Below are 23960 nucleotides of genomic sequence, written 5' to 3' on the forward strand. Positions count from 1 at the left end.
GCTTAGCGAAAAAATAAGGAAGCTAACTTACAAAATAGGACAAGGCGACATGGCCTTTAATTATGAAGTGGCTGCGACCAGATAAAAAAAACCGGCGACTGACGTCGCCGGAAATAATGATGAATAACTCGAAACGAATTAACGCAGCAGAGATAACACGTTCTGTGGAACTTGGTTTGCTTGCGCCAATACTGTTGTACCCGCTGATTGCAAGATGTTCGCGCGGCTCATGTTAGATACTTCGGCAGCGAAGTCGGCATCAAGAATACGAGAGCGAGACTCGGACAGGTTATTTACAGTGCTATCCAAGTTGCTGATAACAGAAGAGAAACGGTTCTGAGCGGCACCCAGGCTAGAACGCAATTCATCTACTTGGGCCAGTGCAGCGTCAACGGTGTTCAGCAGGGTAGCCTGTGAAACTTGTGCGGCAGTCGCGTCCACAGCGGCACCAAACGTAATGGTATCTGCTACAAGGCCATCTTCATCAATTTCAACTTCTGCGGTGATGACTTGAGCTTCACCAGTTTTGGGATCGATACCTAAGAAGACAGTTTCGCCATCTTCACCGGTCAGGGTGTAAATGGTGCCTGTGTTACCTGCGCCGAAGAGGGCATCATTCAGTTCTTCCAGAGACTCTTTGGTCATCTGCGTGACATTGCCATCAGCGTCTTTTACATCGCTACCCAGGCTTGCCAGTGAAACATTACCCGCTGCGCCGACGTCGAAACCACCCATACCTAAAGTCGTGGCATTCATTTGGCTCAAATTGATATCAATGGTTTGGCCATCGTTAGCGCCCACTTGAATGCTCAAGGTTTGATCTTTGCTCAGCACTTTCACGCCGTTGAACTCTGTTTGTTCAGAGATACGGTTGATTTCTGATAAGCGCTGATCAATTTCGTCTTGGATAGACTGACGGTCAGATTCAGAGTTGGTACCGTTAGAGGCCTGAACAGTCAGACGACGGATGTTCTGCAAGTTATCATTGATTTCATTCAACGCACCTTCAGTCGTTTGTGCTAAAGAGATACCATCGTTAGCATTACGAGACGCTTGGGTCAGGCCATTAATACTGGCCGTGAAGCGGTTACTGATCGCCTGACCCGCAGCATCGTCTTTCGCACTGTTAATACGCAGACCAGAAGACAGGCGCTCAATGGCGGTGCCCAGAGCTGACTGGGATTTATTCAGGTTGTTCTGTGCAACCAGGCTCATGGCATTGGTGTTAATTACCTGTGACATATTATTTCCTCTATACGTTTACTTGTTGGGCTTGCGATAAATAAGTAATTAGTAATACAGCGATGATTCAGTGCATCACGTATTAAATATATCGGTGTGGGAAAAATTAACTGAATATCCGATGACAATAAATTTCGCAATACTTGTCGATTTAGAGTTAATAACAATGAATAACGATAGGGATATCAGTGTTTTTATTCATTTAATTTTCGTTTTAATTTTATTGCGCTTAATTGGCGTCACTTTTGAATGCTTTTATATCGATGGCATTATGCTGGCCATCTATATAATGTTTTCTCTCTCATCTATATAGAAGGGATGACCGTTTCAAGTCGGGTTAAATGTGGTTTGTGGATTAAATGTCTCTTGTTGGCTAAATGTCTCTTGCTGGCTAGTCGAAAGGCCTAATGATTAATTTTTTCCTAATTTGATCAATCTTGATCTTTAGCTTTAATCCGCTGGGCCGATGTTTATAAGTATAAAACTTTATATTTGAGAGGGAAGATTGTCATGGCTTCATTAACTTCATTAGGAATAGGCTCAGGGCTTGATACGGCTGGCATGTTAGAAGCGCTCAAAGTCAGCGAACAAATGCGACTTAAGCCCTATACCAATCTACAAGCGAGCTACGAAGCCAAGATTTCAGCTTGGGGGCAGATTTCCAGTTCGTTAGATGCCCTCAATAAAAGCGTAAAAACGCTGCAAGTTGATGCCTTTAATACCTTGAGCGTCAGTAACAATAAGGCGTTTACGGCGACGGCAACGTCCGGTGCTTATGCCGATACGCATGATGTAACAGTGACTCAGCTTGCGGCGTCACACAAGTTGAAAACGGAAGCGGTGCCTAGTGCCGATGCTGCCCAAGGGTCAAAGACTGACGATAACAACCGTACTTTAATCATCACGCAAAAAGATGGCTCTGAAATGAGAGTCGAGCTGAAAGATGATGAAACCTCATTGAATCAAATTGCTAAGGCAATCAATAAGGAAGATGGCGATGTTAGCGCCAGTGTACAGCGTAGTGATGATGGTTATCAGTTAGTTCTTAGCTCAAAAAATACCGGTGTTGATGGCGAGATGAGCGTGCGAGTTGAAGGCGATGATACGCTGGATGGCTTCTTGCACGTTGAGGACGGTGGAAAACACGTTGATGAAGATGGGATTCTCATCCCTGGTGGGCGTGGTGGTAACGATCGCATGACGGCGGTTGCCGATGCTCAGGATGCGAAACTGCGTGTCGATGGCAGTAATTATACCCGCTCCAGCAACAATATTAACGATATCCTGACCGGCGTTACCCTTGAGCTAAAAGCGGTTTCTGAAGAGGGAAAATCTGAAAAGCTAACACTGACGCAAGACACCTCGCAGGTCAAAACCAGCATTAAAGATTTTGTGGCGCAATATAATGCGTTAATGACTCAAACCAACTCCGCCAGTAAATATGTTCCGAACGACTCGGTAGGGCTGGGAGATAGCGGTGTCCAAACCCCTAATCCAGAGAACGGCGCTCTGATGGGGGATTCGATGCTGCGCGGTATGGTGAATGACATCAAATATACCGTTAACGGCGTTTATGGTGACAGTGACGCCCAGTACAGTTCATTGGCCGACATTGGGATTAAAATTGACTCATCCACCGGCATGATGACGCTTGATGAAGCCAAACTTGATGAAGCCATTGCATCGAATCCTGATGATGTTGCCAATATCTTCATGGATCGTAATGGTAATGAAGGGCTGGCCAGCAAGTTAAGCGGCATCATCACCAACTTTACCGGCGATGCAGAAAACAAAATTGATGGCTCCATCAAAGCGACAACAGACAGCTTAAACGGCCAAGTAGATGTGGTAAAAATTCAGATTGAGAAAACGCAGGCACTGATTGATGCGCAGGTGGAACGTTATCGGGTTCAATTCCAGAATCTCGATAAAACCATGGCGCAATTAAACAGTGTCAGTAACCAGCTTGGCGCGCTTATCTCAACACTTTAATCCATCGACTTTCTTGGCAGGAGGAGACTTCTGCCTTTCTACGGAGCTAAGAATGTACACATCTCACGGGTCTAACGGTTACGCGCAGGTTGACCTGCAGAGCAAGCTTTCCGGTGCAACGCCACATCAACTGATTACCATGCTATTCGATGGCGCTCACAACGCTATTTTGCGCGCAAAAATCTATTTCGCTAACGGTAATGTGGCTAAACGCGGTGAAATGCTGTCGAAAGCGATTAATATTATTGATAACGGCCTACGGGCGTCGCTGGATCATGATGTAGATGAATCGATTACGGGTGACTTAGAAAGCCTATACGAATATATGTCTCGCACCTTACTCATGGCTAATTTAGAGAATGATCCGGATAAATTGACTCAAGTAGATGAGTTATTGATGGATCTTGCGGCGACATGGAAAGAAATTGAATATCAGCACTGAGGCTAATTATGTCTAATACCGTTATCACCTGTTTTCAGGAAAGTTATCAAAAGAATCTTATTTTGCTTGAGGCAGTGCGTGAGGAGCAATGGGATGCAGTGACTGAACTCGCTGAAGAATATGTGACCCTGCTTCAGGATATATTTGAAAATTTCCCGCAAGCGTTAACCTCTCATGAAAACGAATTCACTGTTGAGGAAAAAAACTCATTGCGTGATGTTATTCAATGTTTGCAAGCAAATGATAAAGAAATCGCTAATAGCTTAAAAAGCCGACTTTCATTTTTGCAGAAGAATATGTCAGCCTTGCACCATGGTAATCAATGTAGCCAGCTTTATAACGCGCAATATATGTCAATAATGTCGACAGTGAATTGATGAGCCTCTTTTAAGTGGCTCATTGGTTGATGGTTTATTGGTTGATCACTTATTGGCTGAAAACAGTATTAAGGCGATTTCCATTCCACGAAACGAGAATCGCCTTCCCACGTTTAACTCCCGCCCTCGATGATAATTACCCGCCCTTATTGATAATTAACAGTGATTCCGTTATTGACCACTCGTAGCGGGGGGCGGAGTTGTCCTGTTGTTGCAACGGAATAAATAAAATAATAGCTGCCGTTAGCGGGCCATGAAGGGTCTGGCGTGAATTTACCCGAAAGTCCATCTAGCTGCCGGCAGGCACTCGCATGGCAGAGCTTTATCTGTAAATTCGGGGGCAGCGTTGTGGTCAGCAATGAGATATGCCACTGGATACGGGTGGCTCTCGCCGTTATGGGGACTGACTCTGGGGCGTGTAATGGTTGGCCCAGCATCAGTTGGCGGCCAACACTCACATGGCCGCCAGCACTCTCTTTGCTCCAAGCACCTGGTGTCGCGGCCTGAGAGGTGTAAGGCAACAAAAGTGCAGCCAGAGTGGGTATGATTTTTCTGAGCATCAGATATTTTCCTTTTCGCCACCGATCACGGCAGTTACGCGGACTGTACGAGTGCTGCTGATTTCCATGCTGGAAAGCACCACCAATTGTGGATGCGATCGGCGCAAGAAACGGGAGAGCATCACACGTAGTAAGGGATTAACCAGTAACACGGGGGTGAGTCTCAACGAGTTTTGCTGAGTTATCGCCTGCTCAGTTTGTGATAGCAAATTGTTGGCGATGCCGGGTTCTATCGCCGTATTATTCTGGATTGACTGAATAAGTAGGCGCTCTAACGTGGTGTCCAAGCCAATGACTTGGCATTCGTCATTACCGGGGAACCACTGCTGGGTGATGGCTCGGCCAAGGCGTATTCTCACTTGAGAAGTCAAGTCATCAGGGTCCGTCATGTTGCCGGCAAAATCCGCTAAGGTATCGACAATAGTGCGCATATCGCGAATGGAAACACGTTCGGCAAGTAAGTTTTGCAACACTTTGTGGAATAGCGTGAGTGAGACGATACCGGGGATAACATCTTCCACCAGCTTGGGCATCTCTTTGGTCAACCTTTCGAGCAGCATCTGTGTTTCTTGGCGGCCAAACAGTTCATCTGTGTGTAGGATGATCAGATGATTCAGGTGGGTCGCAATAACTGAACTTGGGTCGACAACGGTATAGCTCAGTGTTTGAGCCTGCTCGCGTAGCACCTCGTCAATCCAGTATGCTGGCAATCCGAAAGCGGGGTCCTGACAAGGAGTACCCGCCAACTCGCCTTCGGCGCAGCCAGGGTTGATGGCCATCCAGCGTTCTGGCTGGACTTCGCCACGACCAATTTCGACCCCTTTAAGTAACAGGCGATAAGCGGTGGGGGCGAGATCTAGATTGTCGCGGATATGCACCGATGGCAGCAGAAACCCCATATCCTGCGCGAATTTCTTACGGATGCCACGAATTCGAGTCAGTAGCTGCCCTTCTTGTTTACTGTCTACCATCGGAATGAGGCGGTAGCCCACTTCCAGCCCGAGCACATCTTCCATCTGTACATCAGACCAAGAGGCCTCAGTCGATTGTGTTTCTTCTGCTCTTTCTTTTGCCGCCTCTTCTTTGGCATTAGCACGCTTCGGATTTGCTGCTTCTTTTTCTTCTTTCCCGCGCAACCACCAAGCGAGTGCCAGTAGTGAGGCCGTAAAGAGTAGAAAGATAAAGTTAGGCATACCCGGGATCATCCCCAGCAGACCAACCACCATGGCAGAAAGTACCATGACGCGCGGATTGGTGAGCAATTGCCCAACCATTTGTTCGCCGACGTCTTGCTCGGTAGAGACACGGGTAACGATAACGCCTGCCGCTGTTGAGATAATCAATGCAGGGATCTGTGCAACCAGTCCATCACCGATGGTCAGCAACGTGTAGGTTTCACCGGCTTGAGCAAAGCTCATATCGTGCTGAACCATGCCAATGATCAGACCACCAATCATGTTAATTGCCATGATTAATAGCCCAGCTATCGCATCACCGCGAACGAATTTACTGGCACCATCCATCGAACCGTAAAAATCAGCTTCTTGGGTAACGTCCTTACGACGGCTGCGCGCTTCTGCCTCCCCAATCAAGCCCGCGTTAAGGTCGGCGTCGATAGCCATCTGCTTACCGGGCATACCGTCTAGGGCGAAGCGAGCACCCACTTCGGCGATACGCCCCGCACCTTTGGTAATGACCATAAAGTTAATGATGATCAGAATGGCGAAAACCACGATACCAATGGCGAAGTTGCCACCTACCAGAAAGTGACCAAATGCTTCAACCACATGACCAGCGGCGGCTGGGCCGGTATGCCCGTCCATCAAGATGACACGAGTAGAGGCAATGTTTAGCGCTAACCTTAACAACGTCGAGAAGAGTAGCACGGTCGGAAATGCTGAAAACTCGAGCGTGTTCTGGTTAAACATGGTGACCAGCAAGATCATCAACGACAGAACAATATTAAACGTGAAAAAAGCGTCCAGCACGAGAGGCGGTAATGGCAGCACCATCATCGCGAGGATCATCATGATCAGAACAGGCCCGGCGAGAATCTGCCACTGTGTCTGTTTTAAATTCGGTAAACGTAATTTGCTGGCGATATTTGCCATCAGTTTTTACTCTCTGGTTTGAAAATCCATATTGGGTGGAACGGGCAATTGGCTGGGCACCTTTGGCTTGATTCCGCCGTTATTGCGCCAACGCTTAATGCCATAAACCCAAGCAAGTACTTCTGCTACGGCGCTATAAAGTGTCGCCGGTATTTGTTCACCAGGCTCACAATGCCGGTAGAGTGCGCGCGCCAGTGTTGGTGCTTCTAGCATCGGGATGGAATGTTGTTGACCCAGTTCACGAATACGTAACGCAATTTCTCCTGCGCCTTTGGCGAGTACCACTGGCGCTGACATGCCTTTTTCCTGATATGACAGTGCAACGGAGTAATGCGTCGGGTTATTCACAATCACGTCTGCATTGGGAACATCTGACATCATGCGGCTGCGGGCCGCTGCTCGTTGCAGTTGGCGGATGCGACCTTTAACGTGCGGATCCCCTTCCTGTTGCTTAAATTCATCGCGGATCTCTTGGCGACTCATGCGTAGTTTTTTCCGGTTGCTCATGAACTGGTAAAATACGTCGTAGCCCGCGACCGGCAGCAAAAACATAATGACCGTCAACAGACCGCGTAGAATCAGCGTGAGGGCATCCGCCAGTGCATCGTTTAGTGGTTCATTAAGCAATTGAATAAAATAAGTTTTATTCTTATAGAAGAAGAATGCACCGGCGCAACCCACCAGTGTTACCTTGAGCACCCCTTTTAACAGCTCAGATAGCACTTGGACCGATAACATGCGCTTTAGCCCAGAAAAGGGAGATATGCGTTTTAAATCGACCTTTAGAGATTTCGAACTCAAATTCAAGCCACCAATTAACAGCGGCGAAGCAATACCGGTGATAAAGAGTCCAAGCATAAAAGGCAGCAGTGCGCTGACCATCATGCCTATCAGATGGTAGGTCTGATAAAACATCGTATTCACATCAGCAACAAGACCGCTATCGAATCTCAGCCCAGTTTGAAGTAACTGCGCTAAACGACTCGCCATCAACCCACCCGCGGTGAACATTAATGACCACCCTAATAGCAACATAATGAAAGATGTCAGCTCTTTTGAGCGTGGAATCTGTCCTTCTTTACGTGCTTTCTCCCGTTTATGGGGGGTGGGGTCTTCGGTTTTTTCTACATCACTGTCTTGTGACATGGGGATAATCGCAAAAGTCGTTCAACTGCTTCGCGAATAACGCGTGCAACAACATAGGCAAACCTATTCCGACGATCAGAGACATCAGAACGGGGTTACCTGCTTGAGAGGTATCAGAAACCCAGGCTTTCAAGTAAGTCATCAACCTGATCCTGAGAGGCGACAATACCAACCTTACTTTGGTCGATTTGCGGGCCATTTTTGAGCTCGTTTGGTTTTTCGCTGGTGGCGTTATTGGCTTCGGGCATGTTTTCCACCAGAACTTGTATCAGCTCCTTCTCCAATGCTTCAATGAGCTTCATCATCCGCTGAATCACTTGGCCGGTGAGGTCTTGGAAATCCTGCGCCATCATGATTTCCATTAATTGCTCATTCGTTTGGCTGGCGATAATGGGGGCCTGTGTCAGGAATGATCGGGTGTCTTTCACCAGCTCTTTTGCCACCGGCATCTCTACCGGTTGGTCAAACCACTCGTCCCAACGAGAGGTCAGTGCGAGGGCCTTCTCGTTGAGCTCGTCCTGCAATGGACGAGCAATCTCAACGCAATTCAATGCACGATCTGCGGCTTGTGACGTCTTGCTCACAATGTAGTTAAGGCGGTCTCGAGCATCAGGGATCGCCTCAGCGGCATCCATGATGGCACGATCGAGTCCGAGGTCAGTCATGCTGTCACGTAGTAGCCGAGTCAGGTGACCAATGCGAGAAAAAATACTTTGGAAGTTCTCTTTAGGTTGTGCGGTTGGTTGTGTATCCATTAGTTACCATCCCAGTTTTTCAAAAATTTTATTCAGCTTTTCTTCCAGCGTGGCGGCGGTAAATGGTTTGACGACATACCCGTTAGCGCCAGCTTGCGCGGCGGCAATAATGTTTTCTTTTTTCGCTTCTGCTGTGACCATCAGAACGGGTAGGCTGCTGAGGTTCGGGTCTTTACGAACTTCATTGAGCAGTTGCAAACCATCGAGGTTAGGCATGTTCCAGTCGCTAATGACAAAATCGAATGATGATTCGCGCAGTTTGCCGAGGGCATCGTGGCCGTCTTCAGCCTCTTCCACATTGTTGAAACCCAGATCTTTGAGCAGGTTACGAACAATGCGCCGCATAGTGGCAAAGTCATCAACGACTAAAAAACGTAAATTCTTGTCTACCATGGTTATTTTCCTAATGAATGAAAGTTGGTTTTCGTTTCGCTCGCTCAAATAAGCGAGGCATTAAATACGGTGAGCTTGCCCCGAGACATTTTTGAGAATACGTTCGCTGATTTGGTCAAGGTCGGTAATTTCGCAGGCGGCATCTAACTTAACGGCCTCTCTCGGCATGCCGTAAATCACGCAGGTTTTCTCGCTCTGAGCTAATGTCCATGCTCCCGCATTACGCATATCGAGTAGGCCCTGTGCACCGTCATTGCCCATCCCCGTGAGAATGGCACCGACGGCATTTTTACCCGCCGTTTTGGCGACGGATTGCAACAGCATATCGACCGAGGGACGATGACGATTGAGCGGAGGGCGTTCGTTAAGGCTGAGGTGATAGTTAGCGCCGCTGCGAACCAGTTCCATGTGTTTGCCGCCAGGGGAAATATAGGCATGGCCAGGAAGCACGCGATCGCCTTCTTCACCTTCTTTCACTGAAATGCTGCAAATCTTATTGAGCCGCTCGGCAAAGGAGTGGGTAAAGCCAGGTGGCATATGTTGTGCTATCACGATCCCTGGACAGGTCAGTGGCATCGGCATTAGCACATGACGCAAGGCTTCCGTTCCACCCGTTGAGGAACCAATCGCAATGATCTTTTCACTCCCGAACAGGGGCGTCTTAATCGTTTTCGGTTTTGCCATTTGGCTGTCGCGACGATAGACCCGTGCCTGCGCCGCCATACGAATCTTTTCTGCAATAAGGTCACTGTAAAGACGCATGCTGTTTTGCAGATCGATTTGTGGCTTGGTAATGAAATCAACGGCACCCAGTTCTAACGCACTCAGGGTGATTTCAGATCCTTTGCTCGTGAGTGAAGAGACCATAATGACGGGCATTGGTCGCAAGCGCATGAGGCGCTCTAGAAAATCCAACCCGTCCATGCGTGGCATCTCAACATCCAATGTCAGCACATCTGGATTGTGAATCTTAATCAAATCACGGGCGATGATGGGATCGAGTGCTACAGCCACCATTTCCATATCAGGTTGACTGTTGACAATACTGGTCATGATATTACGTATTAACGTAGAGTCATCCACGCACATTACTTTGATTTTTTTCATTATTTTTTCCCTGCGAGGGAGTAAACAGATTGGCCTTCTAGGCGCAGTGGCCCGCTAGATTTGCTGAAATGTTCCGAATGCCCGACAAAAAGTAGGCCACCTGGTTTCAGCATTTTGGCAAAGCGGTTAATGATGGTTTCCTGCGTTTTCTGATCAAAATAAATCAACACGTTACGACAAAAAATGGCGTCAAAAGGCGCTGGGACATTCCATGTGGCGGCCATTAAATTGAGTTGCTCGAAATGAACGCAAGCAGCCAGTTCGGTCTTCACTTTCACCATTTGTTCTTGCTCATCTCTGCCTCGCAGGAACCAGCGGCGTTTCTGTTCATCTGACAGAGACTGTATATCGCTCAACTGATAGAGCCCTTGAGTCGCTTTTTTTAATACTTCGGTGTCAATGTCCGTCGCCCAGACTCGCGTGGTGTTAGGGCTACGACCAAGGGTTTCTTCTAGCGTGATGGCAATGGACCAAGGCTCTTCGCCGGTGGAGGCTGCGGCACACCACACGGAATAATCCGTTGGACGTGAACGTGCATGATTGGCGAGTATTGGGAAGTGGTACGCTTCACGGAAAAAGGAGGTCAGATTCGTGGTCAGAGCATTAATAAACTGTTGCCATTCCGGGCCCTCTGGATTAGCTTCTAATATGGCAATATATTCTTTGAAAGAAGATAAACCTCGCGCACGTAAATGACGTGAAAGGCGGTTGAAAACCATATCTTTTTTCTGTTCGGATAAGACAATACCTGCACGACGATAAATAAGATCGGCAATTTTAGCCAGTTCATTGTCCGCTAGAATGTACTGAATATATTGATTAGAATCTAATGTTTTGCTAAAAGTATTTTTATTAAACATAGTTGCTAATGCTCTGATATTAACTATCAAAGGCATCCTTCAAAGGTAATTGATATGGAGATCTTTAAAACACTGCGGCGCGAAAGAAATATTAAAAGTTTATTTTCTCTCTCACCTTAGGTGTTGGCGCAAAGCCCACAATGAAGTCTCAGGGTTAGACAGACATATTCATTATTTCCTGATAAGCACTAATGAGCTTATTTCGAACTTGAACACCGAGGCTTAATGCGACAGAAGATTTTTGTAATGAGACCATGACATCGTTCAGGCCGATGCCCGGCACGCCGCTCATATAGTTCTGTGATTGTGTTTTTGTCTCAGTTTGCAAATCGCTAATATTACTGATGCTTTGAAATAAAATATCCGTAAAATTTAAAGACTGCTTATGTTCAAAACCATTATTCGTTTGCTGAGCGCCTTTGACCTGACTTGCTTGAAGCTGAATTTGCTCCAAAACATTATTCATTGCCTGTACGGGCATCGACATATTTATTACCTTTTCACATGCTTTATTCTGTCATTAATATCGCCAGTATAACATGCGCGGAAAGTACAGCATTGCGCAAAGAGCTAACGAAAATTCAAGCTTATCGCATATTAGTAACTTGCCCATTCTATGGATAATACGCATCGGAATTATTCCCGAGATCACAAGGTTGTCCTTCAAAGACTGGAAGTGCTGATTGGCAATTGTTATTACGCTGCATTATTAATATTTACAGGACTATGGCATGAATGCCACAACCACTGGCAACAATAAAAATAGCACTCTTGAGCTAAAAGCAGCATTCGAAAGAATTCGTGCTAACCCAAAAATATTATTTGCGATTGCTGCTGCGGCTGCGATCTCCATTGTTATTGCGCTTCTGTTATGGACCAGAACACCCGATTACCGATTGCTCTACAACAATATTAGCGATCAAGACGCAGGGGCAGTCGTTGCTCAGTTGACACAGATGCAGGTCCCTTACCGTTTTGAAGAACATGGTGGGGCGATTCTGGTACCTGCTGATCGTATTTACGAAATTCGGCTAAAGCTTGCCCAGCAGGGGTTACCAAAGGGTGGGAATGTGGGTTTTGAACTCATGGACCAAGAGAAATTTGGTATCAGTCAGTTCAATGAGCAGGTCAATTATCAGCGCGCGCTGGAAGGTGAGCTTGCTCGGACGATAGATACACTCGGGCCGGTCACCGCTGCCCGTGTGCATCTGGCACTACCAAAGCAGTCACTTTTTGTCCGTGAGCAGAAGCAACCCACCGCGTCGGTGACGTTAACCATTGCGAGCGGGAGAACACTTGAGCCTAACCAAGTAAATGCCATCGCTTATCTGATCTCCAGTGCAGTTCCTGGTCTGACGGCCAGCAATGTCACTATTGTGGACCAAGCGGGGAACTTGCTGACACAAAACAGCGGGCAGGCAACTCAGGCGTCTCAACTGAAGTACACCAGTGAGATTGAGGGCGATTACCAGAGACGTATTCTCGCAATCTTAACGCCGATTGTCGGCGCGAGTAATGTTCGCGCGCAAGTGACTGCGCAGATGGATTTTACCGAACATGAGCAGACTGCGGAGCAATATCAGCCGAACAGCTCACCAGAAAAAATGGCGATCCGTAGCCGTCAAAGCAGTTCCTCAGAACAAGGTGGGCGCAGTGGTGTCGGCGGGGTACCTGGCGCGTTAAGTAATCAGCCGCCGATGCCGACCAGTGCGCCGATTGAGAAACCCACGCCACCACCGGCGACAGGGGCTGCGGCTAACCGAACACAAGGGAGCACCAATACCGCGGCGACAGCGCCAATACTGCCTTATAACCAGCGCAACGATGAAACCACTAACTACGAGGTCGATAGAACCTTAACGCATACCCGTAAAAGTACGGGCACGGTGACACGCCTTTCAGTGGCTATTGTGTTGAATTACCAGCCAACAGAAACCGGTGAGAACGCGGGTTTATCGAAAGAGCAGTTGGAACAAATTAATGCGTTGGCCAAAGAAGCGATTGGTTATTCCAGCCAGCGTGGCGATACCGTCAATATCGTGAATACACCGTTCAGTACGCTAGATGAAAGTGCTCAGCCACCCCTGTGGAAGCAACCTGAATTTATCAACATGCTCCTCACGGTGTTGCGCTATTTGTTCATTGCATTAATCGCTTGGGTGCTGTGGCGCAAAGCGGTGCAACCGTTCTGGGTGAAACATCAAGAGTTTGCGCTGCAGCGTCTTGAGATGGAAAAAGAAGCCCGACAGGCTGAGATCGATGCGAAGTCACATCGAGCAGAAGATAGCCAGCGGATGAAGGCACAGCAGAAGCTACAAAGTGAGCTGAATACACAAAAACTTCGTGAGTTGGCTGAACAAGATCCACAGATCATTGCGCTGGTTGTCCGCCAATGGATGAATAAGGAGCAGAAGTCGTAATGAACGCTTATGAGAAAAGCGCTGTCGTCATGATTACGCTGGGCGACGAACGTGCGGCAGAAGTCTTTAAGCATCTTAATGCTCATGAAGTGACGCAGATAAGTAGTGCCATGGTCAGAATGGGGAGCTATACCCACGAGCAGCTTGCTCAAGTGATGAATGAATTTCAGCGTGATGCAGGTGAATACGCCGCACTGAGTGTCGATACCAGTGAATATCTCCGCAATGTGTTGGTGCGTGCGCTCGGGGAAGAGCGTGCAAATAGTCTGCTAGAAGATCTACTGGATACGCAGTCCGGCAACGACGGTATCGAGACGTTGAACTTTATGGAGCCACAGGCAGTGAGTGATCTCATTCGCGATGAGCATCCACAGATTATTGCCACCATTTTGGTTCATCTTAAGCGCAACCAAGCCGCCGATGTTTTGGCCAAATTCGATGAACGTGTGCGTAACGACATCATGCTGCGTATTGCCACATTTGGCGGTGTACAGCCAGTGGCACTACAAGAGCTGACCGAAGTACTCAATAACTTGCTACACGGTCAAAATCTCAAACGCAGCAAGATGGGGGGCGTGCGTCCAGCGGCGGAAATTCTCAACCTGATGAAAACCCAACAGGAAGATGCGGTTATTGCTGCTGTCCGAGAGTTCGATCAAGAGTTGGCCCAGAAAATTATCGACGAAATGTTCCTGTTCGAAAATCTTGTTGAGATGGAAGACCGCAGTATTCAACGGATTTTGCAGGATATCGATTCCGAATCGCTCATTGTGGCACTCAAAGGTTCTGATCAAGCATTGCGCGATAAGTTCTTCCGTAACATGTCTCGTCGTCAATCGGAGATCATGATAGAGGACCTGAACTCACGCGGCCCAGTGAGAATGTCTCAGGTAGAAACGGAACAGAAAAATATTCTTATGCTGGTAAGACGCTTGGCAGAAAGTGGCGAAATCATTATAGGAGGTGGCGAGGATGTCTACGTCTGATAATGACCCGCAAAAGATGTGGCAGCCTTGGCGACCTGCGAACCTGCTAGATAATAACGAGGAAGACGCTTTACCGACAATACGTGCGAACGTGGCGGGCGAAGACCCCCTGTCGGAAGCAAAGCTACAAGCGGAATTATCACGCCTGCGTAAACAAGCCGAAGAAAAAGGATTTGAGAAGGGCAAAGCCAGTGGCTACGAAGAAGGCAAAAAAGAGGGCTACGACGCAGGTGTGCAGCAAGGGTTGGAGGAGGGGCGTGAAACCGGCAGAACGGAGATAAGTGCGCAACAGGAACAGACTGCAGTTCAGCTCAAAACACTACTGCAAAACGTGCAAGGTGCACTTGATAGCCTAGACAGTGTTATCCCGTCGCGATTGGCACAATTGTCACTCAGTGCAGCCCGCGCCTTGCTGGGAAAGAATATCGTCACTGACAGCACTAATGAGATGTTGCAGGAGCGTATTCAACATTTGTTGCGTGATGAACCACTATTTAAGGAACAAACGCAGATGTGGGTCAGCACGGAAGATGAGCCATTTATCGCACAACAGTTTAGCAAGACCCTCGAAAAACGTGGCTGGACGTTAAATGTGGACGAAGACATGTTGCCCGGCGGTTGTCGCATCACTTCCGATGAGGGAGAGATTGATGAAAGTCTTGAAACACGTTGGAAAATGTTGTGCACACTCGTGCGTGAGGAACATCACGAATGACTTCTCGACTGAAATCATGGCTTAACGATCTTGATCGTAAAGAAGAGGTCATCGCGGCATTACCTCCGCGTAGGCAGTACGGCAAGTTGGTCCGCGCCACGGGGCTTGTGATGGAGGCGATTGGGCTGAAGTTGCCTATCGGAACATTATGCCTAGTGGAGTGCGAACGTAGCGATGGGCAGCAATACGTCGAAAGTGAAGTGGTCGGCTTTAATGGCCAGACACTTTTTTTGATGCCGCTCGAAAATGTTGATGGTGTGTTACCGGGGGCGCGTGCCTACGCTGAAGAGGGGAATGCGGGGGGTAAACAATTGCCATTGGGTGATGTCTTGCTTGGGCGAGTACTGGATGCCAGAGCCCGCCCGCTAGATGGACTTCCACCGCCCTCAGCGATGCATCGCGGTGAGCTTTTTACGCCTCCTTTTAACCCGCTGCTACGTGATCCTATCAAAGATGTTTTGGACGTGGGAGTCCGAGCCATTAATGGTCTGCTAACCGTCGGCCGTGGCCAACGGATGGGGCTATTTGCAGGGTCAGGTGTCGGTAAAAGCGTTTTGCTTGGCATGATGGCGCGTTACACCAAAGCGGATGTGATTGTGGTTGGGTTGATTGGTGAACGTGGCCGTGAAGTGAAAGATTTTATTGAGAACATTCTCGGCAAAGAAGGCATTAGCCGTTCAGTCGTGATTGCGGCTCCTGCCGATGTTTCACCCATCTTACGCATGCAGGGGGCGGTTTATGCCACCCGTATTGCCGAGGATTTTCGTAGCCGTGGGTTAAATGTCCTGCTGATTATGGATTCTTTGACCCGTTACGCCATGGCACAACGTGAAATCGCATTGGCCATCGGCGAGCCCCCTGCCACTAAAGGTTACCCGCCTTCCGTGTTTGCCAAACTGCCAGCACTGGTTGAACGTGCGGGTAACGGGATAAAAGGCGGAGGATCCATTACCGCATTTTATACCGTGCTGACAGAAGGTGATGATCAACAGGATCCCATTGCGGACTCAGCTCGCGCCATTCTTGACGGGCATATCGTACTCTCGCGACGTTTAGCCGAATCTGGGCACTATCCGGCAATTGATATTGAAGCCTCAATCAGCCGTGCAATGACCGAGCTCATTGCGCCGACACACTATAAGAAAGTGCAGCGATTTAAGCAGCTGCTCTCCTCTTTCCAGCGTAATCGCGATCTGATTAGTGTCGGTGCTTATGCTGCGGGGAGTGATCCCTTACTTGATCAGGCGATTGCACTTTATCCGCAGCTTGAAAGCTATCTACAACAGGGAATCTACGAGCAGAGCGAATATGACGAGTCCTTTATTCAGTTAGCTTCGTTATTCCCTGAAATGCCTTAGACGTAAAGTAGAGTAAAAAATGACCACTCATAAGCCAATGGATATATTACGCGATCTTGCTGACAAGAAGCTGAACGATACCACCACTCATCTAGGGAAAATGCGTCAGGAATTTGTCCAAGCGAACAACCAGCTTGAACGTCTGGAAAATTATGAGCGTGAATATTGTCAGCAAATGCAATCGCATATGGTCGGTGAGGGGATGACGATGATTGATATGTTATCTCGCCAATCCTTTATCGACTCCCTGAATAAAGTCGTTTCCCATCAAACCAAGCAAGTGGCGATATGCGAGGCTCAAGTCGACAACGCAGTGAATATGTGGCGCACGGATAAACAGCGGCTCAATGCTTTTGATGCATTGAAGCAGCGATCTGAAGCGGCTCGTTTGCTGCAAGAGAGCCGTCGGGACCAAAAAATGATGGATGAATTCGCTCAACGCGCATCACGAAGGAAATATTAAGATGATCATCAATACCATACCGACAGTCACCGCGACGACAAACGTACTCGCCGATGCCGCGATGAGTGAAGAGGGTGATTTCGCCGCCACAATGTCTGGGTTGCTGACAAAGTTAGCCACCGGTGTTTCTGACGGTGATAATAGCTCTCAACCACAAACAGATAAGGATCAGGAAGACGAGATCACCGCCGTCAATCTTCCAGCGGCAATCAATGTTGATACCCTTGTTGAACAGGGAGATGCCGCTGTACTCGCGGCAAATGTCTCTAACATTGAGGCATCTGTTGTTCACCGGGTATCGAAATTTGTTGCTGAAAAAGCCGGTACGCCTCAATCAACGATCAATACCTCTGCCGCGACTGTTCCGGTCATTGATGCACTCGTTTCTCATGGGTTGTCACAGACGTCATCGCAAATTCAGGAAGCTAAGGCTACCCTCGGACAAGAACAAGATAACCGCTTTATGCTGGTGGCTGATAAGCCTCGAGGAGAAGTGCCTCAAGACGCTGACATATTGCCAAGCAGCCTCTCAGATCGTGAAAAACCGCCGGTGGCACAAACTGTTGTTGGGGAGTTAAGTCGGCCTGTCAGTAATACCGCTAGTTTAGCGGAGCCAACGGCTGTTTTTGCTACGGCGAACCCTGACACTACGTTGGCGAAACCCGTTGTCATACCCACCGCAGTAGTGACATTACCCCAGCAGACAGGCACCACCGAATGGCAACAATCTTTAGGGCAACAGCTTGCATGCTTTACCCGTGATGGTATCCACCATGCCGAATTGCGCTTGCACCCAGAAGAATTAGGGGCAGTACAGATTAGCCTACGCATGAGCAATGAGCGTATGCAAATTCACTTCATGGCTGAAAACCCACAAGCACGTAGTGCGTTAGAGAATGCCTTGCCGTCTCTGCGTCATTCGCTGGCGGAATCGGGTATCAACCTCGGACAGAGCAGCGTAAGTGCCGATGCTAACTCATCATCCAACTCTTTCTTCGAAAAAGAGCGGTCGGGTACGGGAAGGGTGGATCTGGAGAGTGGAGAGGAAACACTTGAGGATGCCGAGGAGCAGCATATTATTTCTTCCCCACGGCTTTACAGCAACGGAATTAATACATTTGTCTGATATTTTTCTCAAGCGTTCAATTATGGACACTTATTTTCGTTTTTTAGAGAATTGCTCTGTTGGTAAGTTGTAATAAAATAAAGCACTCATCCGGGGCGTTATTTTTTTACCGGTGGAATTAATGAAACAGGATTCATTATTAGTATGTCCAAGAAAAGAAATATATCCGATGGGAAAAACAAAATCCCATGGGTTTTGCTGTTTTTTATGAGCCTTGCCATATCGACGATGGCACTGGCTGCATATATCTGGTTTGAGCATCAGGCAGTCAAAAAACAATTATTAGAACGGACCGAAGGTATCAACAGTGAGCCTGCCATAGTGTCCCCTGCACCTATTTATTATCAGATGGAAACATTTACGCTTAGCTTAAAACCATCAGAGCAGGAAAATAGACGTGTACTCTATATTGGTCTGACTCTGAAGTTAAAAGATGAAAAGTCAAAAGAAAATATTGAGAAGTTTCTTCCGGAAATTCGTAGTCGTTTGCTCGTCTTTTTTTCTCAGCAAAGTGCGAGCGAACTTTCTACTGACGAAGGAAAACCTCAATTAGCGGATAAAATTAAAGAGACGATTAATCAGCTTCAGACAAATCAAGAGCACATTCAGGTCACCGATGTCTTATTTAACGCATTCATACTACGGTAATACTTATGTCTGACAGCATCTTATCTCAGGCCGAAATTGATCTGCTGTTAAACGGTGGCAATCAGGCAGAGAGTAACAGTTCCACAGACAAATTGAGTCTTGATGGCAATATTACCCCTTATGATCCTAATACTCAGCGGCGGGTTATCCGTGAGCGTTTACACTCGCTTGAGATTATTAATGAGCGCTTTGCTCGGCAGTTTCGTATTGGGTTATTTAATTTGTTGCGTCGGAGCCCAGATGTCACCGTTGGGGGCATTAAAATTCAGCCATATCATGAATTTGCCCGAAATTTACCTGTTCCAACAAATCTAAATTTGGTGCACTTAACCCCGCTGCGAGGGACGGCACTATTTGTTTGTTCGCCAAATCTCGTTTTTATGGCAGTCGATAATCTCTTTGGTGGCGATGGTAGTTTCCCCACTAAAGTGGATGGTCGCGAATTTACGCCCACTGAACAGCGTATCATTAAACGTATGCTGTCTATGGCATTACAAGCCTACGATGAAGCATGGAGCTCAATCTTTCAGCTTAAAGCCGAATACGTTCGTGCGGAAATACAGGTTAAATTTACCAATATTACTTCCTCACCCAACGATATTGTCGTGACGACGCCGTTTTATGTAGAGATCGGTTCACACAGTGGGGAGTTCGATATTTGTATTCCATTTAGCATGATTGAACCGCTTCGCGAATTACTGACAAATCCACCACTTGAAAACTCCAAGCAAGAAAATGTGCACTGGCGTAATACCCTAGCGCATGAAGTTAAAAATACTGAACTTGAGTTAGTGGCAAAGTTAGCTGAAATACCTACTCGCCTCTCTAAGGTTTTACAGTTAAAAAAAGGCGATGTTATTCATCTTGATAAACCCGATTCAATTAAAGCCCTAGTCGATAATGTCCCTGTCCTGTCAGCTAAATATGGTTGCGTAGACAATCAGTATGCTTTGCAGGTTGAAAAACTCATCACTTCGGCTTTGTTATCGTTTAAAAAAGAGTACTTAATTAATGAGTGATAATGAAATGTCATCGGCAGACCAGAGCAATTCAATGGATAGCTTGTGGGGAGATGCCATGAGCGAACAATCGTCAGCAGAGAATACAAATACAGCGGCAACTGCAACGACAAGCCCAGAAGACGTTACCGCGAATTTTTCCGACGACCTCAACCTCATACTTGATATTCCCGTCAATATGACCGTTGAACTTGGCCGGACAAAAATGACCATTAAAGAACTGCTGAATTTGAGTCAAGGATCGATTGTTTCCCTTGAAGGATTGGCGGGTGAGCCGCTGGATATTTTAATCAATGGCTATCTTATTGCTCAAGGTGAAGTGGTTGTTATTTCCGATAAATTTGGTGTGCGCATTACGGATATTATTACTCCTTCAGAGCGCATACACCGTCTGAGCCGCTAATGAATACGCCATTACAGTTAACGACTGAAACTACCGCGCCTGCAAGTGCTGCCTTTTCATCTGCTTCTCTTCTGACGCAAGTTGGAGGAGGTTTAGTCATCGTATTGATGATTTTTGTTGTGGCCGCTTTGCTCTTTAAGCGTTTTCAACTTTTTTCCGGCAGATTACAAGGCGACACTATTATTTCGATTAAGCGCAATCTGCCACTCGGCCCGAAAGGGCGACTGGTGGTGGTTGAGTTTAATCAGCAATGGCTGCTTTTAGGCGTTAGCGCCGAGAATATCAGTTGCCTATCGAGTATCGATAAGCCTGAAGAGAATACCGCTACACCCGTGACCTTCCAAAAGATGCTAACGGACGTCGCCACCAAGAAGCTGCGAGGCGATGGTTGAACGTGAAACTTAAAAATTGGGCACCTTTGCTCATTGCACTCATTGCTATTTTGTTACCTGCGCCGATGGCGTGGGCTGCCAATGGTGATTTGTTGCTAGCGCGAGGCAGCCAGACAGAAGGATGGTCGTTACCGGTACAGACGCTGATCTTACTGACGTCGCTGACTTTCTTGCCTGCTTGTTTGCTGATGATGACCGGTTTTACGCGCATTATTATTGTGCTGGGCCTGCTCAGAAGCGCATTAGGTACGCAATCTACTCCCCCTAATCAGGTGTTATTAGGGCTGGCACTTTTTCTGACTTTTTTTGTGATGTCGCCGGTTTTCAATAGTGTGTATGAGGATGCATGGGTACCACTTTCGGAGGACAAAATCACCATGGAGGCGGCACTGCCAAGGGCGGAACAGCCTTTTCGAGCGTTTATGTTGGAACATACCCGTGAAAGTGATTTAGCGCTATTTACCCGAATTGCGAAGCATGAAGATTATGCCACGCCGCAGGATGTGCCATTACGTATTTTGATGCCTGCATTTGTCACCAGCGAACTGAAAACCGGTTTTCAAATTGGTTTTACGGTCTTTATTCCCTTTCTGATCATCGATTTGGTTATCGCTAGTGTGCTAATGGCTTTGGGGATGATGATGCTACCCCCAGCAACAATTTCTTTGCCATTCAAGCTGATGCTTTTTGTCCTGGTCGATGGGTGGCAGTTGGTGATGGGTTCACTCGCTCAGAGTTTTTACAACTGATAAAGGAGAACCACCATGACACCAGAAAGTATTATGGCGATGGGCTATGAAGCGATTAAGGTCGGCTTAACAATCGCGCTTCCTCTGTTGTTGGCAGCGTTGGTGACAGGGCTGGTGGTCAGTATTTTGCAGGCGGCGACACAGATAAATGAAATGACCCTTTCTTTCATTCCTAAAATATTGATGATCACTCTCGTTGGCGTTGTGCTGGGACCGAGAATGTTGGGGGTGTTCCTCGACTATATGCGTACGCTATACACTAATATTCCAAATGTGGTGGGATAACGATGCTCACCCTGTCGGTTGCTAGCCTCTATCCGTACATTAATCATTATTTTTGGCCTTTTCTGCGTATTTTGGCCCTTTTTAGTTCAGCGCCAATTTATAACGAGAAGGAAATAAGCGGCAAGTTGAAGGTTGGGTTGGCACTGATACTGACATTTTTAATTGCACCTAACCTTCCAGAATCCGATGTGAAGATATTGTCTATTTCTGGACTTTGGGTGGGGATCCAGCAAGTTATCATCGGTATCGCGATGGGGTTTATCGTCCAATTTATTTTTGTTGCTGTTCGCCATGGTGGAGAACTCGTGGGATTGCAAATGGGGCTTTCCTTCGCGACGTTTTATGACCACTCGGGCGGCCAGAATATGCCCGTTATTGCCCGTATTTTGAATTTACTTGTTACCCTACTTTTTCTATATTTCAACGGCCATTTGTTGCTGATTGATGCTTTAGCCGCGAGTTTTGATATTTTACCCGTCAAAGAGCGGCCATTAGAAGCAGGGGGCTTTATGGCGTTGGTACAAGCATCCGGTGTTATTTTTAAAAGTGGCATGATGCTGGCGTTACCCGTCGTTGCTTTATTACTGTGCTTGAACTTAATTATGGGGATATTGAATCGTCTTACCCCGCAACTTTCAATTTTTGTGGTTGGCTTTCCTCTATCATTAAGTATAGGGATGTTTGCTTTATCGCTTATTATGTATTCGCTTTCACCCTTCTTCGAATCATTAATAAACTCAATTTTTGAAAGTTTGTCAGTTGTACTCATTAGTTTTGCCTAAGCTTGTTCCAAACCCTCATCCTTCAAGAGGGAAGGGAACAAGAAATGCTTAGATTTTATTCACACACATCACTGTTGGTGAAAAAGATGAACCGAATAGCCATGCATTTTTTATACGGATTACTTTAAGTTGACGAGACAATCGGGATAAATCCCATACATTTTGGTTGAAAAATTCGTCTGAAATTTTATCAGAGGCACTTCGAGTTAGTTTTGTATTATGAATAGTGATAAAACCATTACCTTCAACGGCATAATCAAATATAACTTCACGCAAAATCAGTTTCTTAGCTGTCGGTGGATTATTCCCCTCTTGATTGAGAGTACCGGAAATACTAAAGGATCCTTTATTGTTTTTCCCTAACCGGATCAATAATGTTCCATTGGCTGATGTTTTTTCCGGCAACGAGGGTGCCGAGTAAGAAGACACACAGTAGATATTCAGAGAATCGCGTAAGAAAAATGCTGGTATACCAAACCAAGCTGATATTAATAACAGGAGGCTAATTGCAATGACATAAATTGCAAATGTATAATTAATTATTTTAATTTTCATAGATATATACATCCTGGCAGTTGGAAAATGAAGAGTCATGTAGTTTAGAGATTGAGCAGAGACTAAGGAAGATTCGACCAGAATGGTTTTGGATATAGTTATCATCAAGCTTAAATATATAGATGGAATTATCAATGCAGGGTAAATGCTTATTTGCTAGTTCAGTGGCTAATTGTAATTTCGAAGCGACTAGTTTTTCTGAATAATGGTCAAGTGTAAAAGCAGGGCATTGTCCAATATTACCGATCGGATATAATTTGGCCTCGGGAACAATGTCCATATTTTCTTTATCAACAAGCTGCGCGAGTAGCGTGGTTAGAAGTATTGAAGCAACTATTAGTGTGACTAATAGCGTGTAATTTGCCCACCTTCCTTTTCTCTTTGGCTGAGGTGGCATTTCGTGGGAATGAGAAGATTCTTCAATTTCAATCTGATCTTGAGATAAGGGTTGCTCAGTTTCTATGATAACGTTTTCACTTATTCTGAAACCGACTTTAGGAACTGTTAGGATAATCTCTTCAATATAGCCTAATTCTCGGAATGATTTGCGTAATAAAGATATATTTTGCGATAGAGAGTTATTAGAGGACTGGAGCCCATACTCATCCCAAACCTTTTCCAATATTTCAGTGCGAGTGATGATTCTATCTTTGTTTTCAAGTAGATAGCTTAGTATTCTTGCAGGGGTGATTGACAACCTGACTGTATTTTCGGGGGCTATAATGCTACATAGCCTACCATTCTCCTCTTGATAGATTATTTTATTATCAATGTTATAATTCATACTTCTTTTCCTCATGGAATAGATTTCAAAATTTAAATGTAAAATACAGATTAATTTCTTAACAAAATGTTATTTTTTTAAATGATTTTATTATATCATTTTATTGAATTATTCTTTATAGACTCTATTACCGCAAATATTGATCCAAATCACTAGGGATATTTCGCGCCTTTTAGTGCTCTTTAGCAACATTTCTATCTTTTCAATATCGCTAACACCTTGTTTTATCTATCGTCGATAGGCTATGGCCAGGAAAATATTTGCCTTATGGGAAAGCCTGATGGGTATAA

27 protein-coding genes are annotated in these 23960 nt (G+C 46.4%); 16 read left to right on the forward strand and 11 right to left on the reverse strand.

Annotation, left to right across the window (positions count from 1 at the left end; all coding sequences use genetic code 11):
• Positions 1-138 precede the first annotated feature (138 nt).
• Complete coding sequence (locus tag DA391_RS03860; protein WP_050083256.1) at positions 139-1242, reverse strand: FliC/FljB family flagellin; 1104 nt, start codon at positions 1240-1242, stop codon at positions 139-141.
• A 510-nt stretch (positions 1243-1752) separates the two neighbouring features.
• Here DA391_RS03860 and fliD point away from each other — a divergent pair.
• The 3 genes from fliD to DA391_RS03880 are packed head-to-tail and all read left to right on the forward strand — an operon-like array spanning position 1753 to position 4053.
• A complete protein-coding gene (fliD, locus tag DA391_RS03870) occupies positions 1753-3234 on the forward strand; it encodes a flagellar filament capping protein FliD (RefSeq protein ID WP_050083258.1) in 1482 nt (493 codons plus the stop codon).
• Between the two features lie 52 nt (positions 3235-3286).
• Positions 3287-3676: a flagellar export chaperone FliS gene (fliS, locus tag DA391_RS03875; protein ID WP_019211815.1), complete on the forward strand. Its 390-nt coding sequence runs from the start codon at positions 3287-3289 to the stop codon at positions 3674-3676.
• An 8-nt stretch (positions 3677-3684) separates the two neighbouring features.
• Positions 3685-4053, forward strand: coding sequence for a flagellar protein FliT (locus tag DA391_RS03880; RefSeq protein WP_108087395.1), 369 nt, complete (start codon positions 3685-3687; stop codon positions 4051-4053).
• Between the two features lie 146 nt (positions 4054-4199).
• Here the strand turns inward: DA391_RS03880 and DA391_RS03885 are convergent, their stop codons facing one another.
• The 8 genes from DA391_RS03885 to fliE all read right to left on the reverse strand — a co-directional run bounded on the left by DA391_RS03885 (position 4200) and on the right by fliE (position 11472).
• On the reverse strand, positions 4200-4613 hold the full coding sequence (locus DA391_RS03885) for a flagellar protein FlhE (RefSeq protein ID WP_050873971.1): 414 nt from the start codon (positions 4611-4613) through the stop codon (positions 4200-4202).
• Positions 4613-6724 carry a flagellar biosynthesis protein FlhA gene (gene flhA, locus DA391_RS03890; protein ID WP_050083261.1) on the reverse strand — a complete coding sequence of 704 codons (2112 nt, stop codon included), beginning with the start codon at positions 6722-6724 and terminating at the stop codon, positions 4613-4615. Before flhA ends, DA391_RS03885 begins: the two co-directional genes overlap by 1 nt.
• Before the next feature lie 6 nt (positions 6725-6730).
• The gene (gene flhB, locus DA391_RS03895; RefSeq protein WP_050083262.1) at positions 6731-7870 is read right to left on the reverse strand and encodes a flagellar biosynthesis protein FlhB; all 1140 of its coding nucleotides are present in this window, start codon (positions 7868-7870) and stop codon (positions 6731-6733) included.
• Positions 7871-7983: 113 nt separating this feature from the next.
• On the reverse strand, positions 7984-8625 hold the full coding sequence (cheZ, locus tag DA391_RS03900; protein WP_050083263.1) for a protein phosphatase CheZ: 642 nt from the start codon (positions 8623-8625) through the stop codon (positions 7984-7986).
• A gap of 3 nt (positions 8626-8628) precedes the next feature.
• On the reverse strand, positions 8629-9018 hold the full coding sequence (gene cheY, locus DA391_RS03905) for a chemotaxis response regulator CheY (RefSeq protein WP_019211809.1): 390 nt from the start codon (positions 9016-9018) through the stop codon (positions 8629-8631).
• A gap of 60 nt (positions 9019-9078) precedes the next feature.
• The gene (locus tag DA391_RS03910; protein ID WP_049607857.1) at positions 9079-10125 is read right to left on the reverse strand and encodes a protein-glutamate methylesterase/protein-glutamine glutaminase; all 1047 of its coding nucleotides are present in this window, start codon (positions 10123-10125) and stop codon (positions 9079-9081) included.
• Complete coding sequence (locus tag DA391_RS03915; protein ID WP_050083265.1) at positions 10125-10985, reverse strand: CheR family methyltransferase; 861 nt, start codon at positions 10983-10985, stop codon at positions 10125-10127. Before DA391_RS03915 ends, DA391_RS03910 begins: the two co-directional genes overlap by 1 nt.
• Before the next feature lie 154 nt (positions 10986-11139).
• Positions 11140-11472, reverse strand: coding sequence for a flagellar hook-basal body complex protein FliE (gene fliE, locus DA391_RS03920; protein WP_167398160.1), 333 nt, complete (start codon positions 11470-11472; stop codon positions 11140-11142).
• Between the two features lie 244 nt (positions 11473-11716).
• Between fliE and fliF the strand changes: the two genes are divergently transcribed.
• From fliF to fliR, 13 genes are all read left to right on the forward strand, one after another.
• The gene (gene fliF / locus DA391_RS03925; RefSeq protein ID WP_108087396.1) at positions 11717-13405 is read left to right on the forward strand and encodes a flagellar basal-body MS-ring/collar protein FliF; all 1689 of its coding nucleotides are present in this window, start codon (positions 11717-11719) and stop codon (positions 13403-13405) included.
• Positions 13405-14391 (forward strand): flagellar motor switch protein FliG, encoded by a 987-nt coding sequence (gene fliG, locus DA391_RS03930; RefSeq protein WP_019211804.1) that lies wholly within the window; start codon positions 13405-13407, stop codon positions 14389-14391. Before fliF ends, fliG begins: the two co-directional genes overlap by 1 nt.
• Positions 14378-15106 carry a flagellar assembly protein FliH gene (locus DA391_RS03935; RefSeq protein ID WP_072084823.1) on the forward strand — a complete coding sequence of 243 codons (729 nt, stop codon included), beginning with the start codon at positions 14378-14380 and terminating at the stop codon, positions 15104-15106. The genes fliG and DA391_RS03935 overlap by 14 nt, the downstream gene beginning before the upstream one ends.
• The gene (gene fliI, locus DA391_RS03940) at positions 15103-16464 is read left to right on the forward strand and encodes a flagellar protein export ATPase FliI (protein ID WP_019211802.1); all 1362 of its coding nucleotides are present in this window, start codon (positions 15103-15105) and stop codon (positions 16462-16464) included. Before DA391_RS03935 ends, fliI begins: the two co-directional genes overlap by 4 nt.
• 19 nt (positions 16465-16483) lie before the next feature.
• Positions 16484-16927, forward strand: coding sequence for a flagellar export protein FliJ (gene fliJ / locus DA391_RS03945; protein WP_019211801.1), 444 nt, complete (start codon positions 16484-16486; stop codon positions 16925-16927).
• Between the two features lies 1 nt (position 16928).
• Positions 16929-18053, forward strand: a complete 1125-nt coding sequence (locus DA391_RS03950) for a flagellar hook-length control protein FliK (RefSeq protein WP_226722745.1) — start codon at positions 16929-16931, stop codon at positions 18051-18053.
• Between the two features lie 144 nt (positions 18054-18197).
• Positions 18198-18701 (forward strand): flagellar basal body-associated protein FliL, encoded by a 504-nt coding sequence (gene fliL, locus DA391_RS03955; RefSeq protein ID WP_050083268.1) that lies wholly within the window; start codon positions 18198-18200, stop codon positions 18699-18701.
• A 5-nt stretch (positions 18702-18706) separates the two neighbouring features.
• On the forward strand, positions 18707-19720 hold the full coding sequence (gene fliM, locus DA391_RS03960) for a flagellar motor switch protein FliM (RefSeq protein ID WP_019211798.1): 1014 nt from the start codon (positions 18707-18709) through the stop codon (positions 19718-19720).
• Positions 19713-20123: a flagellar motor switch protein FliN gene (fliN, locus tag DA391_RS03965; RefSeq protein WP_050083269.1), complete on the forward strand. Its 411-nt coding sequence runs from the start codon at positions 19713-19715 to the stop codon at positions 20121-20123. The genes fliM and fliN overlap by 8 nt, the downstream gene beginning before the upstream one ends.
• On the forward strand, positions 20123-20515 hold the full coding sequence (fliO, locus tag DA391_RS03970; RefSeq protein ID WP_050083270.1) for a flagellar biosynthetic protein FliO: 393 nt from the start codon (positions 20123-20125) through the stop codon (positions 20513-20515). The genes fliN and fliO overlap by 1 nt, the downstream gene beginning before the upstream one ends.
• Before the next feature lie 65 nt (positions 20516-20580).
• Positions 20581-21264: a flagellar type III secretion system pore protein FliP gene (gene fliP / locus DA391_RS03975; protein WP_050083295.1), complete on the forward strand. Its 684-nt coding sequence runs from the start codon at positions 20581-20583 to the stop codon at positions 21262-21264.
• 15 nt (positions 21265-21279) lie between these two features.
• The gene (gene fliQ, locus DA391_RS03980; RefSeq protein WP_019211794.1) at positions 21280-21549 is read left to right on the forward strand and encodes a flagellar biosynthesis protein FliQ; all 270 of its coding nucleotides are present in this window, start codon (positions 21280-21282) and stop codon (positions 21547-21549) included.
• 2 nt (positions 21550-21551) lie between these two features.
• Positions 21552-22331, forward strand: a complete 780-nt coding sequence (gene fliR, locus DA391_RS03985; RefSeq protein ID WP_050083271.1) for a flagellar biosynthetic protein FliR — start codon at positions 21552-21554, stop codon at positions 22329-22331.
• A gap of 48 nt (positions 22332-22379) precedes the next feature.
• Here the strand turns inward: fliR and DA391_RS03990 are convergent, their stop codons facing one another.
• Both DA391_RS03990 and DA391_RS03995 read right to left on the reverse strand, forming a co-directional pair.
• Positions 22380-22886 (reverse strand): hypothetical protein, encoded by a 507-nt coding sequence (locus DA391_RS03990; protein ID WP_050083272.1) that lies wholly within the window; start codon positions 22884-22886, stop codon positions 22380-22382.
• The gene (locus DA391_RS03995) at positions 22876-23670 is read right to left on the reverse strand and encodes a winged helix-turn-helix domain-containing protein (RefSeq protein WP_050083273.1); all 795 of its coding nucleotides are present in this window, start codon (positions 23668-23670) and stop codon (positions 22876-22878) included. The genes DA391_RS03990 and DA391_RS03995 overlap by 11 nt, the downstream gene beginning before the upstream one ends.
• Positions 23671-23960: the final 290 nt, after the last annotated feature.

Origin of the sequence: Yersinia massiliensis, from assembly GCF_003048255.1 — a bacterium.
GTDB classification, from domain to species: domain Bacteria; phylum Pseudomonadota; class Gammaproteobacteria; order Enterobacterales; family Enterobacteriaceae; genus Yersinia; species Yersinia massiliensis_A.

Coding starts and splice junctions, on each gene's coding strand:
- DA391_RS03860 (WP_050083256.1), bottom strand. CDS start 1,242: ATGTCACAGGTAATTAACACCAATGCCATGAGCCTGGTTGCACAGAAC.
- fliD (WP_050083258.1), top strand. CDS start 1,753: ATGGCTTCATTAACTTCATTAGGAATAGGCTCAGGGCTTGATACGGCT.
- fliS (WP_019211815.1), top strand. CDS start 3,287: ATGTACACATCTCACGGGTCTAACGGTTACGCGCAGGTTGACCTGCAG.
- DA391_RS03880 (WP_108087395.1), top strand. CDS start 3,685: ATGTCTAATACCGTTATCACCTGTTTTCAGGAAAGTTATCAAAAGAAT.
- DA391_RS03885 (WP_050873971.1), bottom strand. CDS start 4,613: ATGCTCAGAAAAATCATACCCACTCTGGCTGCACTTTTGTTGCCTTAC.
- flhA (WP_050083261.1), bottom strand. CDS start 6,724: ATGGCAAATATCGCCAGCAAATTACGTTTACCGAATTTAAAACAGACA.
- flhB (WP_050083262.1), bottom strand. CDS start 7,870: ATGTCACAAGACAGTGATGTAGAAAAAACCGAAGACCCCACCCCCCAT.
- cheZ (WP_050083263.1), bottom strand. CDS start 8,625: ATGGATACACAACCAACCGCACAACCTAAAGAGAACTTCCAAAGTATT.
- cheY (WP_019211809.1), bottom strand. CDS start 9,018: ATGGTAGACAAGAATTTACGTTTTTTAGTCGTTGATGACTTTGCCACT.
- DA391_RS03910 (WP_049607857.1), bottom strand. CDS start 10,125: ATGAAAAAAATCAAAGTAATGTGCGTGGATGACTCTACGTTAATACGT.
- DA391_RS03915 (WP_050083265.1), bottom strand. CDS start 10,985: ATGTTTAATAAAAATACTTTTAGCAAAACATTAGATTCTAATCAATAT.
- fliE (WP_167398160.1), bottom strand. CDS start 11,472: ATGTCGATGCCCGTACAGGCAATGAATAATGTTTTGGAGCAAATTCAG.
- fliF (WP_108087396.1), top strand. CDS start 11,717: ATGAATGCCACAACCACTGGCAACAATAAAAATAGCACTCTTGAGCTA.
- fliG (WP_019211804.1), top strand. CDS start 13,405: ATGAACGCTTATGAGAAAAGCGCTGTCGTCATGATTACGCTGGGCGAC.
- DA391_RS03935 (WP_072084823.1), top strand. CDS start 14,378: ATGTCTACGTCTGATAATGACCCGCAAAAGATGTGGCAGCCTTGGCGA.
- fliI (WP_019211802.1), top strand. CDS start 15,103: ATGACTTCTCGACTGAAATCATGGCTTAACGATCTTGATCGTAAAGAA.
- fliJ (WP_019211801.1), top strand. CDS start 16,484: ATGACCACTCATAAGCCAATGGATATATTACGCGATCTTGCTGACAAG.
- DA391_RS03950 (WP_226722745.1), top strand. CDS start 16,929: ATGATCATCAATACCATACCGACAGTCACCGCGACGACAAACGTACTC.
- fliL (WP_050083268.1), top strand. CDS start 18,198: ATGTCCAAGAAAAGAAATATATCCGATGGGAAAAACAAAATCCCATGG.
- fliM (WP_019211798.1), top strand. CDS start 18,707: ATGTCTGACAGCATCTTATCTCAGGCCGAAATTGATCTGCTGTTAAAC.
- fliN (WP_050083269.1), top strand. CDS start 19,713: ATGAGTGATAATGAAATGTCATCGGCAGACCAGAGCAATTCAATGGAT.
- fliO (WP_050083270.1), top strand. CDS start 20,123: ATGAATACGCCATTACAGTTAACGACTGAAACTACCGCGCCTGCAAGT.
- fliP (WP_050083295.1), top strand. CDS start 20,581: ATGGCGTGGGCTGCCAATGGTGATTTGTTGCTAGCGCGAGGCAGCCAG.
- fliQ (WP_019211794.1), top strand. CDS start 21,280: ATGACACCAGAAAGTATTATGGCGATGGGCTATGAAGCGATTAAGGTC.
- fliR (WP_050083271.1), top strand. CDS start 21,552: ATGCTCACCCTGTCGGTTGCTAGCCTCTATCCGTACATTAATCATTAT.
- DA391_RS03990 (WP_050083272.1), bottom strand. CDS start 22,886: ATGAAAATTAAAATAATTAATTATACATTTGCAATTTATGTCATTGCA.
- DA391_RS03995 (WP_050083273.1), bottom strand. CDS start 23,670: ATGAATTATAACATTGATAATAAAATAATCTATCAAGAGGAGAATGGT.